Here is a 15,807-nt window from a genome sequence, read left to right as displayed (position 1 = left end):
TGCTTGACGCGTATCTCATTACTAGAACCACGACTTTCAACATCGATTAAAATTGAGTCATCATTATTTCTCTTCACGATGAGCACTCATCAGGCCGAGCAAAGGGAAACCTCAAAACCGTAACTTGTGATTTAACTCACACAGCTCTGCTGATGGTTGCATTTCTTCGCCTTGCGCAATACGAACGATCGTTGATTTCTTCTGATTGAATGCTTCGCGAGTTAGACACAGGTGATGTCACTTTCGTGTATTCACTTTGTGCTGCTTGAGTAACCAAACCTAAGTTACGAGCAACTAGAAAAAGCGCTAAGTGGTATTTGCGGCGAGTTACTCCCCGATGAGAATCGGTGTTTGCCGGGCCCTCTGTACTGCTCTCTCCGCCTTTCCTGACCAGGTCTCGCGGCGGCAAGAAACGGAAACACGGAGAAGCAACATGGCACGCAAAAAATCAAGAAGCGGGATGTGGGGACGGAAGACAGTCGTCGCGCTCGCCATCATTCTTACCGCAGAACTTGTATCCGGCGCACCGGCTAAGCATCCAGGGGTTGGAAAAACGTCTCGCGACCTCGAGAACGTCAGCGGTTCGCAGATGGTCGATGTCATCGTGCAGTTCAAGCAGACGCCGACCGCCTTCCACCACCAGAAAGTGAGAAACCACGGCGGCAGCCTGAAAGGCGAGCTCGGCCTCATCAAGGCCGGCGCATACAGGATGCCGGCTTCGGCCATCAAGAACCTGGCGGACGACGATGACGTCGCGTACGTTTCGCCGGACCGGCCGCTCACCAGCATGAGCACGCCAATCAACGACTATCACACGCTGAGCATCAATGCGCCTGCGGCCTGGAACGTTGGACTCGATGGCAGCGGCATTGGGGTAGTGGTGATTGACAGCGGAATCGTCAGGTGGTCACCTGACCTGAACTCCCTGAATATGTCGAGCTACAACGTCGTTCCGGGCGCATCTACCTACGATGAGTACGGACATGGCACCCACGTTGCGGGAATCATTGCAGGAACTGGCGCATCCTCCAGCGGGTTTGGCTACACATACACTTTCAAGGGAATCGCGCCGGGCGCAAAGATCTACAGCCTGAAGGTGCTGGACAAAAATGGCGTCGGAACAGACAGCCAGGTCATTCAGGCAATCAACTCGGTCATTCAGTACAAAGACGTCTATAACCTGCGCGTCATCAACCTTTCGCTCGGACGTGGCGTTTATGAGAGCTACACCGCAGATCCTCTTTGCCAGGCCGTCGAGGCTGCATGGAGGGCGGGCATCGTTGTCGTCGTCGCGGCAGGCAATGATGGCCGCAACAATGCAATTGGCACTAACGGCTACGGCACGATCAACGCGCCTGCCAACGATCCGTATGTCATTACCGTTGGAGCAACCAACACCAAGGGCTCTTCGACTCGTTCGGTCCAGGTTCCTGCCAGTTACAGTTCTAAGGGACCATCGCTGTGGGATCAGGTGGTGAAGCCTGATCTGGTTGCGCCCGGGAACCTGGTCATCTCTCTCTATCAGCAGGGAGCGGGACTCCAGCTCTCAAACCAAAACCCGAACAATGTGGTTCCGTACTCTCTGTACAAGACGTTCGGTTCCTCAGTGGGCTCGAGCAGCTACTTCATCCTGAGCGGAACCAGCATGGCTGCCCCAATGGTCAGCGGTGCTGTGGCCCTCATGCTGCAGAAGAACCCGTGGCTGACGCCCGACCAGGTGAAAGCGCGCCTGATGAAGACGGCCTATAAAGGCATGGCCAAGTCGGCTACCGTTACGGACACTTCAACCGGCGGCTCGTACAAGGTGCAGTCGGACATCTTGACCGTCGGCGCGGGGCTGCTGGATATACAGGCCGCTCTGCTGAACAACGACCTGGCACCTGCGATTGCCGGCAGCGCGCTCTCACCCGTGGCCAAAGTCAACAGCGCCGGCAATGTGGTCGCGACGGTAAACGGCAGCTCCGTTCTAGGAGGGTCTTCGATCCTGTGGGGAAGCTCAATCCTTTGGGGAAGCTCTTCGCTCTCGGGAGTGGACATCCAGGGAAATTCGATCCTGTGGGGCGCAAGCTCACTTCAGGCCGACAGCATTCTCTGGGGTTCCAGGTCGGTGAACAGCGACAGCATTCTCTGGGGCGCGAGCATCCTGTGGGGCAGCAACTCTGGCGCGCCGGATGCATCGAACGGCTCACTCGGCGACAACTGAGCAATTCTCCTGTCGGTCCCACTCTAAACCGCGATTCACCGCGGTTCAGAGTGGGGCCGGCAGCAATCATTGTTTAGCGATAATCCCCAGGTCCGTCAGTCCATTCACAAAAAACTGCATGGCCAGCGCCACCAGCAGCAGGCCCATGATTCTCACCAGGATTCGAATTCCGGTTTCTCCCAGTACAGTTTTCACCCGGCCGGCGCCAGCCAGCACCAGATAGCTGACGATGCAGGTGAACGCGATGGAGCCAAGGATGGCGGCCATCTCCCAGTTCCAAAGGCTCGGGACCGTCCCCACCAGCACCATCACCGACGAAATCGCGCCGGGACCCGCCAGCATGGGTATGCCAAGCGGCACGATGCCTGCGTCCTCTTTCGCAGCACCTTCTTCCGTATCCCCCTGCGCCTCCTGCGTGGGCGACCGCCGCGCCTCAAGCATGTCGAGCCCGATAAGCAGCAGGATCAGGCCGCCGGCGATCTCAAAGGCCGGCAGCGTAATTCCAAACATCTTGAAGATCAACTGCCCCGCCAGGCCAAAGCTCGTCAGGACGATAAAACACGTGATCGATGCCTTCCGGGCCATGCGCTTCCGCCGGACGGCATCGACGCCATCCGTGATGGCCAGGAAGCTGGGGATGGCGGCAAACGGATCGACGAGGAAGAAGATGGAGCTCAGCGCAAGAACAGAAAAACGCACGATGGCGGCGTTCCTGATCTCGTTCAGCGCGGTCGTCGCTCCGTTGGGCAGATACATGCATACCCAGAGTACAATTTCGGTCCAGGAAATCGCGCAACGTGTCTCGTTGCGCGAAACCTCAAACAGGCCTCAACCGTCTGAGTTGATAACCCCCGGGAGCCCCTTTATGGTCTGCATTGCTCGAACTCAGGGCCCTATACGCAGTGGTCGGGCCATCGCTTTCTCTCTCTTCCTCCTCGGCTCGGTAGCCGCCCTTGCGCAGTCCCCGCAAGATGCGGCCGCGCCCGTTTTCAAGACCAGCACGCGCGCGGTGATTGTGGACGTGGTGGTCGACAACGGAAAAGGCGAGCCCGTCAAAGCTCTGCACAAAGAAGACTTCCGCATCTTCGAAGACGGCAAGCCCCAGACCATCGACTTCTTCGAGGAGCATCAGGCCAGAACGCTCTCTGGAGCAGCCGCGCAGCCCCTGCCCAAGATGCCCGACGGTGTCTACACCAATGTTCCTCCGGCTCCTGAAGACGATGCGGTCAACGTGCTGCTGCTCGACAGCCTCAACACGCCGCCGCAGATGATTTCGTACGCGCGCAACCAGATCCTGAACTATTTGGACCACGTCAAGCCGGGGACGCGCATTGCCATCTTCGCGTTGAACAAGAACCTGAGCATCGTGCAGGGATTCACCAGTGACGCCGCTGTGTTGCGCGAAGTTGCATTCAAGCAGACGGGGCCCGGCATCAGCCCAACGATCGTGACCAAGAGCGAGGTCGTGGACGAGCAGGAGCTCGAAGGTTTCTTGAACAGCAATGCACCGGGTCCCGGCGGCGTTTCAACCGGCGCTGCTCCCGCGCAGGGCAACAGCCCGTCTGGCGCAGGCTGGAACAATCCGGCCGTTCCAATCTCCGCGACAACTGCCGTTGCAGACGCCTTCGCCAACTACAGGGGTTTCAAGGAAAACAATCGCGCGCGCATGACGCTCGAAGCCATAGCCGACATCGCACGCTACCTTTCCGGTATTCCCGGACGCAAGAACCTCGTCTGGTTCGCAGGCGACTTCCCCGTGGTCATCCTTCCGAAGTTCGATCAGCGCCAGGAAGCGGCGGACAATGGAATCGCTCTGAGCGAAATTCGCAGAGCCGCCAATCTGCTGACGACTGCCCGTGTCGCGGTGTATCCGGTTTACGCCGACGGCATTCTGTCGGATGACGTCGTGTCGGCCGATAACCGCGGCCCGGCATCGGCCAACGGTGTGGGGAAATTTCCCGCCGGGTCGGGATTGGGAGGCTACACTGCCGCCAACTCCGACCGCGCGACTGAAATCGCGGCGATGAACCAGATCGCCTCCGACACCGGCGGCAAAGCTATCTACAACACCAACGATCTGGATGCCGCCATCGGCCACTCGATCGCGGACGGCGCGCATTACTACTCCATCGTCTACACGCCGGAGAACAAGAAGATGGACGGCAGGTATCGCTCCATCGAAGTGAAGGTCGATGGCAAGTACAAGCTGGCCTACCGCCGTGGCTACAGCGCGGATGAGGACGCCAAGGCTCCGCAGCAGGCTGAAACCGACCCGCTTCGCTCGCTGCTGCGGCCCGGATCGCCCAACGCCACGCAGCTCCTCTTCGGGGTTCGCGCCGTGCCGGCATCGCCGCAGCCCGCGTCCGGCGCGCATCCAGCGGGGAAGAACGCGAGCCTATCCGGCCCCACGACGCGCTACACCGTGAATCTCATGATCCGGTGGAACGACGTCGCGCTGGCGCTCGATCCCAACGGAAACCGCAATGGAAAACTCCAGATCGAGTTGCTGGCCTTCGACCACAACGGCAAGGCACTGAACTGGAATGGCGGCACCGAGGAGATGAAGCTCACGCCGGAACTTTTCGCGCACATTCAACGCTCGGGGATTCCCGCGCAGTTCGACATCGATCTGCCGCGGGTGCCTGTTTATCTTGAAGTCGGTGTGCACGATCTTACCAACGGGAAGATCGGAACGCTGCGCATCCCGCTGAATCCGGCCGACTCGAATGTGATTGCGTCGGCCAAGTAGACCCGGCGGGATGGTCAGAGGAGATCGAAAGACTTGATTTTGCGATGCCCGTGCGCATCGTCCACGGGCGCGTTTCCTTCGCGCATGACGATGCGCGTGTGACAGCCTGCGTCGCGCGCCGCGTCCAGTTCCCGGACTGCATCGGAGAAGAACATGATTTCCTGCGGTCGGCAATCCATGGCATTTGCTATTGATTCATAACTGGACGCCGCAGTCTTGGGTCCGGTACGCGTATCGAAGTACCCGGAGATCCTGTCGGTCAGATCGCCGAAATTCGAATGCCGGAAGAGCAGCATCTGCGCCGCCACCGAACCGGACGAGTAGATGGCTACCTGGCCGGCGCTCGACCAGCGCTCCAGCGCCGCGGGCACGTCCGGAAACAACGTTCCCTTCAGCTCATCGCGTTCGAAGCCGATCTTCCAGATGCGGCCCTGCAGGCTTTTCAGCGCTGTCGATTTGCGGTCGCGATCCATCAGCCAGTTCAGGTAGGGCAACGCCTCATCCCAGTAATCCGGGTTGGTGAATTTCGGCGCCGTGGCGTCGGTTTCGTTCGCGCTCTCCTCAGCGAGCGCGGCGAGATCGTTCATCACTCCCTGCTCGCCGGAGTGCCCCTGCAGATAGCGCTCGAAATGCATGCGCGCGTAAGGAAAAAGCTGCTCATAAACCAGCGACATCGGCGCTACCGTTCCCTCGACATCCAGCAGGAATACCTTCGGGGCTTTCAACGGCGCGCTCTTGTCGCTGAGGTGAGTCTTCGGCGGTCTCCCATTCATATCTTGATGCCGGTCTCCACGCGATGGCCCATGTACGCCGGCCCAAAGCAAAGCGGCTGATAGCTGCGGTCCACGCCCGAATCCGTGTAGGCTGGCGTCCATCCCGACGTTTGCTGGAACCACCGAATTGCCCTGATTCGCCGATCCTCGCACAGCGTGAACCAGTGCGTCGTACCCCTGGGCACGCGCAGCATATCGCCCGGACCGACCTCCACCGAAGCGACTTTGCCCTGGATGTTCAGAAAGAAGATCCCGCGTCCTGCAAGGATGAACCGCACCTCGTCTTCCGAGTGCGTATGTTCTTTGTCGAACTTCGCCAGCATGGCGTCGAGATTGGGGGTTGCCGGGTTCACATCGATCACGTCGGCCGTGACATACCCGCCGCGCCGCTTCATCTCTTCGATCTCGGTTGCGTACGCGTTCAGCACGTCGTCAGCAGAAGCGTCTGCGCCCACGCGATCGAGGCTCCATCGCTCGTAGTCGATCCCGAGACTCGCAAGCTCCGCGCGAATTTCCGCTTCGTTCTCGATTTTCTGATCAGCTTCAGGGAAGCGAAGAACTGCCATGACCTGACTCCTTGCATTGCAGCAGCCGGAACCATGAACCCGCTAACTTGCTAACTCGCTACGCCGCGAAGCGGCGCTAACTTGCTGCACTTGTTCTAAAAACGGGAGACGACCGTCGTTTCCGACCTGATCTCCAGCCCATACCGCCGAAGAATCATGCCACGACTGCGTCTCTCAGTGCCCGAAAACCCGCCGCCCCTCCACCTCGAACAAGAACTCGAGTGCCTCCAGGTGACGGCGCGCCTCAGCTACCGATTCACCCCAAGTATAAAGCCCGTGTCGGCTGAGCAGAACTCCATGTGCGGCAGCGTTCTGATGTAACACGGCCTTCAACTTCTCTGCCAGGGGCCCGTACTCCTGCGTGTTTGCGATGATGGGCACCCGCTCCTCATGCTCGTGCGTGGCAACGCCGGCAAGGCCCTTCAGCAGCTCGTATCCGCGCAGCGCGACGAACCCATCCCCTTCAAACCTGCCCGACAGCAGCGTGTTCCATATGGTGTGGACATGCACGATGGCGCGCGCGGACTTCCGCTCGCCATAGATAACCCTATGGAGGCTTGTCTCGGCGGAAGGCTTGCCGGTTCCGCCCAGCACGCTGCCGAGCATATCGATCTCGAGCAAATCTTCCGGCGTGAGCTTTCCTTTATCCAGCCCCGAAGGGGTGATGAAAACCCGCTCGCCCGAGCGCACGCTGAAGTTCCCGCTCGTTGCCGGCACCCACCCGCGCGCATAGCAATCCCGCGCCGTGGCGCAGAGTTCTTCGATCTCTCGTTGCAGAGTTTGCTGGTCGGGCGTATTGGGGAGCATACGTGAATGCAGTGTAGCAAGGCCGAACTCCGCTTCGGCGGTTTCATCCGGCGTCCGCAAAAACCCGCATTTGCTTTTCTGTCGCCTCGCAGGGCAAGATGCTCTCACACACGATCACATTGTTGATGACGCTACCTGGGGTTGAAATGAAAGTATTCGCTCTCCGGATTGTTCTCTGCATCGTTTTTCTTTCGTCCGTCGGCACAGCCCAAATACTCCGTTTCACCGACTTGACGAGTACGCAGATCGCGAAACTTGATCGCGCCAGGACCGTCGTTCTTATCCCCGGCGGCATCCTCGAAGAGCACGGTCCTTATCTGCCCGTCTACACCGATGGCTATGCCGATCGCTACTACACCGAACAGCTCGCCACGTCGCTCGCACGAACACCAGGGTGGACCATCGTTGTCTTTCCGGAGATTCCTCTTGGCTTCTGCGGAGCCAACTGCATGGGTGCTAAATGGAACTTCCCCGGGTCGGTGACGGTCCGGCTCGCTACGTTCCGCGCCATCTATATGGATCTGGCCAGTTCCCTGGGCGAGCAGGGTTTTCGCTGGATCTTCGTCGTTCACGACCATGGCGATCCCGCGCACAACCGGGCGCTCACGCAGGTCTCCGCCTTCTTCCACGACACCTACGGCGGAACGATGGTGCACCTCTTCGGTCTGACGACTGTGAACGAGTGCTACGACACTGTCGCAAAGGTCCTCGACAAGAAGGCCGCCGAGGAAGACGGATTCACGGTGCATGCAGGCGCGGGCGAGCACAGCCAGATCCTCTTCCTCCATCCGGAACTCATCGACGCGGGATACAAGTCCGCAATGCCTCTGACCGCGAGTACCTTCGAGGATTTGTATTCTCTCGCGGCTAAGCCCGACTGGCCCGGCTACTACGGTTCTCCACGCCAGGCTTCCGCAGCACTAGGCAAGGCCGTCATGACTTCATGCGCTGCGAAGATGGCTCAAGTGTCGCAGCAGATCATCGGTGGTCTCGACCCCGCGACTCTGCCGCGCTTCTACGATCAGCTCGATCCGCGCGATGCAATCGGCGACAAGACCGAACGCGCGCACGATCGAGAGCTCGCGCAGAAACAAGTCGAATGGCTCAGCAAACATCAGATCGAATGAGAGTCACGTGAGGCCGCATCCGCGCTTTCACCGCACCTCGTGCAGATCCCGATCTCGCACGCCGATCAGGTAGAGCAGCCCGTCCAGCCCCAGTGCCGAGATCGCCTGTGGAGCGCTCTGCCGCACCAGTGGCTTCGCTCGATACGCGATCCCCATGCCCGCAACTTTCAACATCGGGATATCGTTCGCGCCATCCCCGACTGCGACCACCTGCTCGAGTGAGATGTCTTCGCGATCCGCAATCTCGCCGAGTAGCGCAGCCTTGCGCTCGCCATTCACGATCGGAGGCAGTACGCGCCCCGTCACCACGCCGTCGGCGATTTCAAGCTCATTCGCGTAGACGTAGTCGATGCCGAGGCGTGTCTGCAGATGATGCGCGAAGAATGTAAATCCGCCGGAGAGAATCGCAGTCTTGTACCCCAGCATGCGGAGCGTGCGGATCAGCCGCTCGGCGCCCTCTGCCATCGGAATCGCATCCACCAGCGCGTACACTTTCTCAGCCGGCAGTCCCTTCAGCAGCGCTACCCTTCTGGTAAAGCTCTCGTCAAATTTCAGCTCGCCACGCATCGCCGCTTCCGTGATCTTCGCAACTTGCTCGCCCACGCCGGCCATCTTGGCCAACTCGTCGATGACCTCGCCCTGGATCAGGGTTGAGTCCATATCGAAGGCGAAGAGACGCCGATTGCGCCGGAAGATGCTCTCCCGCTGAAACGCAATGTCGATGGAAAGCTCCTGCGCAGCCGCCAGGAAATCCGCGCGCATCCCTGCCTCGCGCGATCCATCGCCGCTCACCGCCAGCTCGACACATGCGTTCGCAGACGGATCCGCGGGCGCGAGCTCTCCGGACAGCCGATCGATGCGATCCACATTCATCTGGTGCGCGGAGACGATCCTGGTCACGCGCGCCAGCTCCGCCGCGCCGATCGATCTTGCAAGTATCGTGACGATGAAGTGCTGGTGATGCAGCCCGCGCATCCAGTGCTGGATCGCATCTGCCCGAACCGGCGAGAACCGCACCTGCAGATCAAGTGCGTGCGCACGCTCGGTCAGCTCCGCTTTCAGAGGCGCGAAACTGCCCTGCTCCGGCACCCGGATCAGAATCCCCAGCGACAGCGCCTCATGCACCACCGCCTGGCCCACGTCCAGGACGACAATCGGATGCCGCGCAAGCGCGCCTGTCAGCTCGCACGTGAGCCCCGGCCGGTCATGCCCGGAAAAATGAAGGAGGACGGTCTTGCCTGGGTCTGCAGAGGACATGCTCTCTCGACTATAAAAGAGCGGCCAATCCTGCCGGGCCTCCGGGTGCCCCATCCTAAACGCGGTTTTTGCGTTTAGGGTGGGAGAGGAACAAGCATCATCGTAACGACACTTTCATCCGGTGCCGATCTTGTCCCGCGCAGGTTCTACAATCATCCCTTGCTCACTCAGGCCCAACGCGACCGCATCTCCATTGTCCTCGTCTCGCCGCGGAATCCCCTGAACATCGGCGCTGTCGCCCGCGCAATGGCCAACTTCGGCTTCGTGGATCTTGCAGTGGTTTCGGCATACGAGCCGCACTGGCGCGAAGCGCGCTCCGCCGTCGGCGCGCCGGAACTTCTCGCAAAGGCTCGCGAAACCAGCACTCTTGCCGAAGCCGTTCGCGACTGCACTCTGGTCCTCGGCACCGGCACACTGACTCACCGCAAGCCCGAGCAGCCGGTCGTGTGCCTCGATGAGATCGCTCAGCTTGTTACCCGCGAACTCGACCAGCCTTCCAGCAGGATCTCCATCATCTTCGGCCCAGAGAAACACGGCCTCACCCGCGAAGACCTCTCCTGGTGCCATCACCTCGTCGAGATCCCCACCGATGCGGGTCAGCCGTCCATGAACCTCGGCCAGGCCGCGGCCGTCTGCCTTTACGAGATCGCCATCCGGTCCGGCGACGCAACCGAAAACCCTTATACCCCCAGCCCTGCGGCTGCGTCGCGTGCCACCTCCGGCAACCTCGACGTGCTCACCGGACTCATCCAGCAGGTCATGCTCGCCTCGAATTACTCCCCGGGAAACATGCGCGCAGCCAATGAGCACGACCTCCGCCTCATGCTCCGCAGGCTGAACCTCAATCCCGCCGATCAGCGCCGCGCCCTCGGCCTATTTCGCCGGATTCTCCGCCAGCTTGAGGACCGGAGAAACTCGTAACGTTACATTTCATGCAACAACAACTTACGGGTGATATCAAAATGCGGGCGGATTCATACAATTTATTCAGGCCCTCGATCCATCAGGAAAGGTACCCGGATGCGCAAGTTCATCCCGACACCCCGCGTGCTTCATGCGTGCCTCGCCATCGCCTCTCTGAACATCACGGCATTCGCTCAAGCTCCCGCTGCCTCTTCGCCCGCCGCGAGCGCTGACGCAAACTCAGGCGTTGCTCCTTACACGCGCTCTGCTCCAGAAACGAATCCTGTGCTCACCGCGGGAGCGTTCTCGCTCCAGACCACCGCCGGGGAATTCAAAGAGGATCAGCTCAAGCAGCTTCTCGTGGGCAAGACGCTCTATGTGCGCGACGGATACCAGGACAATAATCTCGAGTTCGACGAGCAGGGCAAGATCACCAGCAAGTCCGCGCAGGGTTCCTTCACTCTGAGCCAGGTTCAGATCAATAAGGTCAAGCTCTCCAAGCACAAGCTCGAACTGCAGGGCGATCGCTACGGCCTGCACTTCCTTGGGGCGGCGCCTTTCGAAGATCCAACCAAGGCCACAGACCGCGTGAAGATCACACCGAAGAAGAAGACAGTCCGCATCTCCTTTGATCGCGAGCAGGTGGAGAAGCCGAAGAAGGAAAAGAAACACAAGCACAAGGGCGAAGATGCCGATGGGACAGGAAACGCGTCGTCGGACGAGTCGCTCTCGAAGGCGCCCGTTGCTGACCCTTCAGACAAAGGCGAGAAGGAACACACGAAGACGACCTCGCCCGCTCACGCTTCGCAGCTGCTGCTGACTGCGCTGGACAAGGTCTTCTCCATCGGCATCGACGATCGCATGATCGCCGCGATGCCCGACTTCTGGCGTCTCTACTACCAGGCCGCCGCAGCGAAGGCGGACTTCAAGGCGGCCGATCCGGGCATCTTCCGCCAAAGCGCAGTCGATCAGAAAGCAAAGCTCAACACGGCCATCGATCCGCCTTCCAATGAATTTGCGCAGTCGAGCGGCATCGCCGGAATGGCCCTCTATCATGCAGTGATCGGCACAGACGGCAAAGTTCAGCAGGTCATTGCCGGCCGGCCCATCGGGTTCGGTCTTGATGAAAATGCTGAGAAGGTGATTCGCAGCGCCACATTCCAGCCCGCTCTGAAGGAAGGCAAACCCGTCCCGGTTTCGCTCGACCTTATTGTCTCTTTCCGCATCTACTCGAAGCGTACGTCGCAAGCGGCTACGCAGGTAATTAACGAGAAGCCCGCTTCTCTACCCGGCCCGTATACGGCAAAGGTCCTCGAAGCGAGAAGCCAGCAGCCGCAAGCCGCGCAGCAGACGGACGCAGCAACGCAACCGGCGCAGCCCACGACGCCGCAATAGCCGATCTGTGAACTACGAACTGAGAACAGTTCTTCAGGCCTCGAAGTCCAGTTCCACGGGATCGATCAGCGGGACCAGCCACTCCAGCAGTGCCATGTGCATCGGATGCGTCGCATACACATCGCACGCTGCGCGATCTGTAAACCGCATCAGCCCTGCAAACGTGTACCCCTGTCCGCGCGGCGATAAATTCTCGCCAACCGCCACATCGATCAACCCGGGAATCGTCCCCTGAAACGCGCGAATCTCCCGCGTTGCGCGTGCCTTGTCCGCGTCCGTCGCGTTCGCCTTCCATCGAAACCCAAAGATGTGTATGAACACGTCACCCCTCGATCGCTAAGCCGCACCGGGCTCTCAAGCCCTTGCTGAAAGCGGAAGGCTGAGAGCTGAAAGCTTGTGACTCCTACTCTTCACTGCCCCATTGCGAACTTCTTGCCGCTCTCCAGCAGCTTTGCAACCGCTTCCTTCGACGTCGACTCCGTGTAGATCCGCAGCAGCGGCTCGGTCCCGCTCGCGCGAAACAGAATCCACGTCTCTGCCGCATTCGGCTTCGATTTGGCCTCGGGATTTACGAGGTAGAACTTAACGCCGTCGAGTGTCTCCTGCCGCAGCACTGCCATTCCGCCGATTGCCGTGTCGCCGGTCTTCAGAGCTTTCGCGCGCGCGATCGCCGCGTTCTTTAGCTCGTCGGGAATATGCAGATCGATGCGGCCGTACTGGTGTTCGCCGTACTCGCTCTGCAGATCGGCCACCAGTTCTCCCAGCGTCTTCTTCTCCTCGGCCATCACGTTTGCAAGCAGCAGCGCGTTGAGCAAGCCATCGCGCTCCGGTAAATGCCGCTGGAACCCGATGCCGCCGGACTCCTCGCCGCCCATCACGATTTCGCGCTCCAGCATGTAGTCACACACAAACTTGAAACCGATGCCGTGCTCGATCAGCTCCCGCCCATGCTTTTGCGCGATGCGGTCGAGCATCTTGGTTGTGTTGAAGGCTCGCGTCACCGCGCCGGGCCATCCCTTGCGCCGCAGAACCCAGCTCAGCAGCACCGAGAAGATCTTGTGCGGATCGACAAAATTCCCATGCTCGTCCGTCGCGCCGATGCGGTCCGCATCGCCATCCGTGCAGAGGCCGGCGTCGCACTTTTCTTTCACGCAGGTCTCGCCCAGCATACGGATATGCGGCTCGATCGGCTCCGGATTGATTCCCGGAAACAGCGGATCCGGGTTTCCGCGAATCTGCACATGATCTACGCCGATGCGCGTGAAGATTTCCGAGAGGATCGTGCGTCCCGCCCCGTACATCGAATCGATCGCGAACTTCATCCCCGACTTCGAGATCAGATCCAGATCCGCGAAGCTCTCAATCGCCTTGAGATACGGCGGAAGGAAATCAACCTCTTCAATCGCAGCCGCCTGCTTCGCCTGCGGAGCCGGCTTGTCGAGATACGTCTCGATTGCAGCGATGATGGAAGGCTTGCCTGACCCGCCGTACCACGCCTTGTACTTGACGCCGTTCCACTGCGCCGGATTGTGCGAGGACGTGATCATGATGCCGCCTGCCGCATTGCGTTCGCGCACGCCGTAGCTCAGCGCCGGCGTCGGCGTAATGTCGTTCGCCAGGGCAACCTTGATTCCGGTAGCGGCCACGACCTCGGCGCACGTACGCGCGAAGGCCCTGGAGCCGAATCTCGTGTCGTAGCCGATGCAGATCCCCTTCGCGGGATCTTCCTGCGCGTGGATGTACGCGGCGATCGCACCCGCGGCGGTCTTTACATTTGCGAACGTGAAATCATCGGCAATAACGCCGCGCCAGCCGTCGGTTCCAAACTTGATTTGAGGATGAGCCATCTTCGAGTTAAGTCGTTCTCCTTGCAGAAGTATCCATAATCCAGCACTCAGCCGAGGTCCGGCAACCGGGCACACCGCCGGCACTGTCCAGACAAACGAAGCCCCATGTTCATTGAGATGCAGATTTGGGCTTCAACTCACCTTGCGCGGGGCCGATGCCTTCTTGCGTGGCGGGACGTAGTGAAAGCGGATCAGGTAGATCTTTTCGCCCTTGCCGTGTTTCGCCACCTTTAGCAGATCGAGCACGCCCGCGAAGCCAGAGGCCCGGGCAAGTTGCGGCGTGATATCCGGGAACCCGATGGGCTCAATTGAATCCACCTCGATTTCGCCGTCTTCCATCTTGTAGCGGCCGCCGACGCGCACCTGCAGTCGCGTCCATATCCGCACCGTGCACGTAATCTCGCCCCTGCGCACGCCCTCGCGCAATCGTTTGGTGAATTGCATTTGCTGACCAGACCCAGAATTCATTTTGGGGGAAGCCCGTAAGGCTCTTTCCGCCGTCCTCATCAAGATAACGCGGCCGGAGCTATTTCTTCGCAGCCACGCTCTTCAGCCGGTCAGGCGGCACTCTGCGGATCACGACCTCTACGTTCGCCGCAGCCTCGTCCGCCTCAGCCCTCACCGTAGCAGGTGCAGAGACCGCCTCGTATACACCATTGGCGGTGAATTCATCCGGCACTACCGCCAGCGCAAACGGCCCATGCTTGCCCATGCGCACCAGAAAGACGCCGGTGCTGTCGCTGTAGACGGTCTCCTTGCCGATGCGCAGAGCCGCCCCTTCGACCGGATCGCCGTGATCGTCCTTTACGGTGCCCTGAACGACGAACTTCGCGATCGAAAACGAGTCAGACCGCGAGGTGGAAATCATCCCGTTTACGCGATACAGATACGTGCTCAGGCCAAACGTGTAGCGCACATGCCCGGTCGGATCGACATTGGAAGCCGCCGTCACCTGCAGCGGCCCGGTGACCCTCACGGCCGCATTCAGCGCCAGCGCCTGCTCGAAGGGATGATCGGGCCGGAAGGGGAGGTAGACATTCTGATAGTCGGCCTGCAGCATCAGACGGTTGCTAGTGAAGTCTCCTCCAAAAGAAACGGTCGTTTGTCCGGCCGTACGAGAGATGAGTTGCAGCAGGCTCAGCCGCGATGAGAGATTCTCCCGGATCGTTCCCGACAGCATCGTGGTGCTCGGCCCCGCATCCGACCTGCTTCTGAACCAGTTCTCATTCACCTCGAGCACACGCCCGAGGCGGGTGCCGGCGTACATATTTGTCCCCTGCGTGCCGAGCCCTGAGCTGGTGGAAGAAAACTGACCGGTTCCGAAGTAGAATTTTCCGAGGCGAAAGTCGGCTGAAAGCTGATTTACAGATGCCCGCTGCATGGTGCCGCCCAGCGTCACCGGCTCCAGCAGATTCTGGTGCCCGGCCGTGAAGCTTACGCCTTCCCAAGGCTTATACAGCAGCTGCGCATTTCCTTTATCGACCTCGGAGCTGAGCGGAGTCGCCAGAGAGATACGCTGAAACGACTTGCCAGTCACCACGTAGCTTGTTCTGAAGATCAGCTTCTGGGTCTCAGCATCCAGCGCAGCTGCAAAGTACTTCTGGTTCGAACCGACGCCGCCGATCGCCGACGCCCTCACCGCCTTGTTGGGCCGGTATTCCAAACCCTGCAAGAGGCTCTGCCGGCGCGAAAGGATGTTGCGCGAGAAGAACTTGAAATGATCGCTGATTTTGCGCTCGTAGAACAGCATGCCCACAGGATCGTCGCTGGTTGCCGCGTTGAAGATTCCGGTGCCCAGCCACGTCGAGGTCGTCCCTGCGAAGGCGTAGTAGTTCAGCACCGCATCCTTGTGGCTGAGGCCGATACCGCGCACTGAGAAGTAGTGGCTCGCGTCGAAGACATCGGTAGGCAGAACGTACGGAACCGTCTCATCGCCGGTGAGGAGCGTGAAGCGCTGAAACTGATAGCGGTTCTCAGCGCCGTAGCGCAGATGCCCGTCGAAGTAGCCAAGGTTGACGCTTCCGGCATACTTGGGCGCCTTGAACTCAACCGATCCGCCCTGCGCATTCAGCATCGTCGATGTTCCGCCCTGCACGCGAAACACCTGGCACCTTGCTCCTGCCGAGGCCAGCATCGCAGTGAGCAGGAGCGCGCATTGGGCTTGCGGCCGCATCGCAGTG

General features: G+C 60.0%; 14 protein-coding genes. 5 read left to right on the top strand and 9 right to left on the bottom strand.

Annotation, left to right across the window (positions count from 1 at the left end; all coding sequences use genetic code 11):
• The first annotated feature begins 433 nt into the window (after window positions 1–433).
• On the top strand, window positions 434–2,203 hold the full coding sequence (locus DHV10_RS15985; RefSeq protein WP_162601586.1) for a S8 family peptidase: 1,770 nt from the start codon (window positions 434–436) through the stop codon (window positions 2,201–2,203).
• A gap of 66 nt (window positions 2,204–2,269) precedes the next feature.
• Here the strand turns inward: DHV10_RS15985 and DHV10_RS27220 are convergent, their stop codons facing one another.
• Window positions 2,270–2,959: a MarC family protein gene (locus DHV10_RS27220; protein WP_162601585.1), complete on the bottom strand. Its 690-nt coding sequence runs from the start codon at window positions 2,957–2,959 to the stop codon at window positions 2,270–2,272.
• 109 nt (window positions 2,960–3,068) lie between these two features.
• Here DHV10_RS27220 and DHV10_RS15980 point away from each other — a divergent pair, with 109 nt between their 5' ends.
• Complete coding sequence (locus tag DHV10_RS15980) at window positions 3,069–4,952, top strand: VWA domain-containing protein (RefSeq protein ID WP_162601584.1); 1,884 nt, start codon at window positions 3,069–3,071, stop codon at window positions 4,950–4,952.
• 14 nt (window positions 4,953–4,966) lie between these two features.
• Here the strand turns inward: DHV10_RS15980 and mtnC are convergent, their stop codons facing one another.
• From mtnC to mtnB, 3 genes are all read right to left on the bottom strand, one after another.
• Window positions 4,967–5,725, bottom strand: a complete 759-nt coding sequence (gene mtnC, locus DHV10_RS15975) for an acireductone synthase (protein WP_162601583.1) — start codon at window positions 5,723–5,725, stop codon at window positions 4,967–4,969.
• A complete protein-coding gene (locus DHV10_RS15970; protein ID WP_109487380.1) occupies window positions 5,722–6,291 on the bottom strand; it encodes a 1,2-dihydroxy-3-keto-5-methylthiopentene dioxygenase in 570 nt (189 codons plus the stop codon). The genes mtnC and DHV10_RS15970 overlap by 4 nt, the downstream gene beginning before the upstream one ends.
• 174 nt (window positions 6,292–6,465) lie before the next feature.
• A complete protein-coding gene (gene mtnB / locus DHV10_RS15965) occupies window positions 6,466–7,098 on the bottom strand; it encodes a methylthioribulose 1-phosphate dehydratase (protein WP_109487739.1) in 633 nt (210 codons plus the stop codon).
• Window positions 7,099–7,244: 146 nt separating this feature from the next.
• On the opposite strand from mtnB, the gene DHV10_RS15960 reads away from it, so the two are divergent.
• Window positions 7,245–8,225 carry a creatininase family protein gene (locus DHV10_RS15960; RefSeq protein ID WP_162601582.1) on the top strand — a complete coding sequence of 327 codons (981 nt, stop codon included), beginning with the start codon at window positions 7,245–7,247 and terminating at the stop codon, window positions 8,223–8,225.
• A 27-nt stretch (window positions 8,226–8,252) separates the two neighbouring features.
• Here the strand turns inward: DHV10_RS15960 and serB are convergent, their stop codons facing one another.
• Window positions 8,253–9,482, bottom strand: coding sequence for a phosphoserine phosphatase SerB (gene serB / locus DHV10_RS28010; RefSeq protein WP_109487378.1), 1,230 nt, complete (start codon window positions 9,480–9,482; stop codon window positions 8,253–8,255).
• Window positions 9,483–9,641: 159 nt separating this feature from the next.
• On the opposite strand from serB, the gene DHV10_RS15950 reads away from it, so the two are divergent.
• On the top strand, window positions 9,642–10,403 hold the full coding sequence (locus tag DHV10_RS15950) for an RNA methyltransferase (protein ID WP_162601581.1): 762 nt from the start codon (window positions 9,642–9,644) through the stop codon (window positions 10,401–10,403).
• Between the two features lie 99 nt (window positions 10,404–10,502).
• Window positions 10,503–11,780, top strand: a complete 1,278-nt coding sequence (locus DHV10_RS15945; RefSeq protein WP_109487376.1) for an energy transducer TonB — start codon at window positions 10,503–10,505, stop codon at window positions 11,778–11,780.
• Window positions 11,781–11,813: 33 nt separating this feature from the next.
• On the opposite strand, the gene DHV10_RS15940 is transcribed toward DHV10_RS15945, so the two are convergent.
• From DHV10_RS15940 to DHV10_RS15925, 4 genes are all read right to left on the bottom strand, one after another.
• Window positions 11,814–12,101: a Dabb family protein gene (locus DHV10_RS15940; RefSeq protein WP_109487375.1), complete on the bottom strand. Its 288-nt coding sequence runs from the start codon at window positions 12,099–12,101 to the stop codon at window positions 11,814–11,816.
• Between the two features lie 89 nt (window positions 12,102–12,190).
• Window positions 12,191–13,627 carry a phosphoglucomutase/phosphomannomutase family protein gene (locus tag DHV10_RS15935; protein WP_109487374.1) on the bottom strand — a complete coding sequence of 479 codons (1,437 nt, stop codon included), beginning with the start codon at window positions 13,625–13,627 and terminating at the stop codon, window positions 12,191–12,193.
• A 132-nt stretch (window positions 13,628–13,759) separates the two neighbouring features.
• The gene (locus DHV10_RS15930) at window positions 13,760–14,071 is read right to left on the bottom strand and encodes an ASCH domain-containing protein (RefSeq protein WP_109487738.1); all 312 of its coding nucleotides are present in this window, start codon (window positions 14,069–14,071) and stop codon (window positions 13,760–13,762) included.
• A gap of 82 nt (window positions 14,072–14,153) precedes the next feature.
• Window positions 14,154–15,800, bottom strand: a complete 1,647-nt coding sequence (locus tag DHV10_RS15925) for a hypothetical protein (protein ID WP_109487373.1) — start codon at window positions 15,798–15,800, stop codon at window positions 14,154–14,156.
• Between the last annotated feature and the right edge of the window lie 7 nt (window positions 15,801–15,807).

This window comes from Occallatibacter savannae, from assembly GCF_003131205.1.
Classification (GTDB): domain Bacteria; phylum Acidobacteriota; class Terriglobia; order Terriglobales; family Acidobacteriaceae; genus Telmatobacter; species Telmatobacter savannae.
Note: the sequence above shows the minus strand (reverse complement) of the source record. Positions and strands in the feature narration are given on the sequence as shown.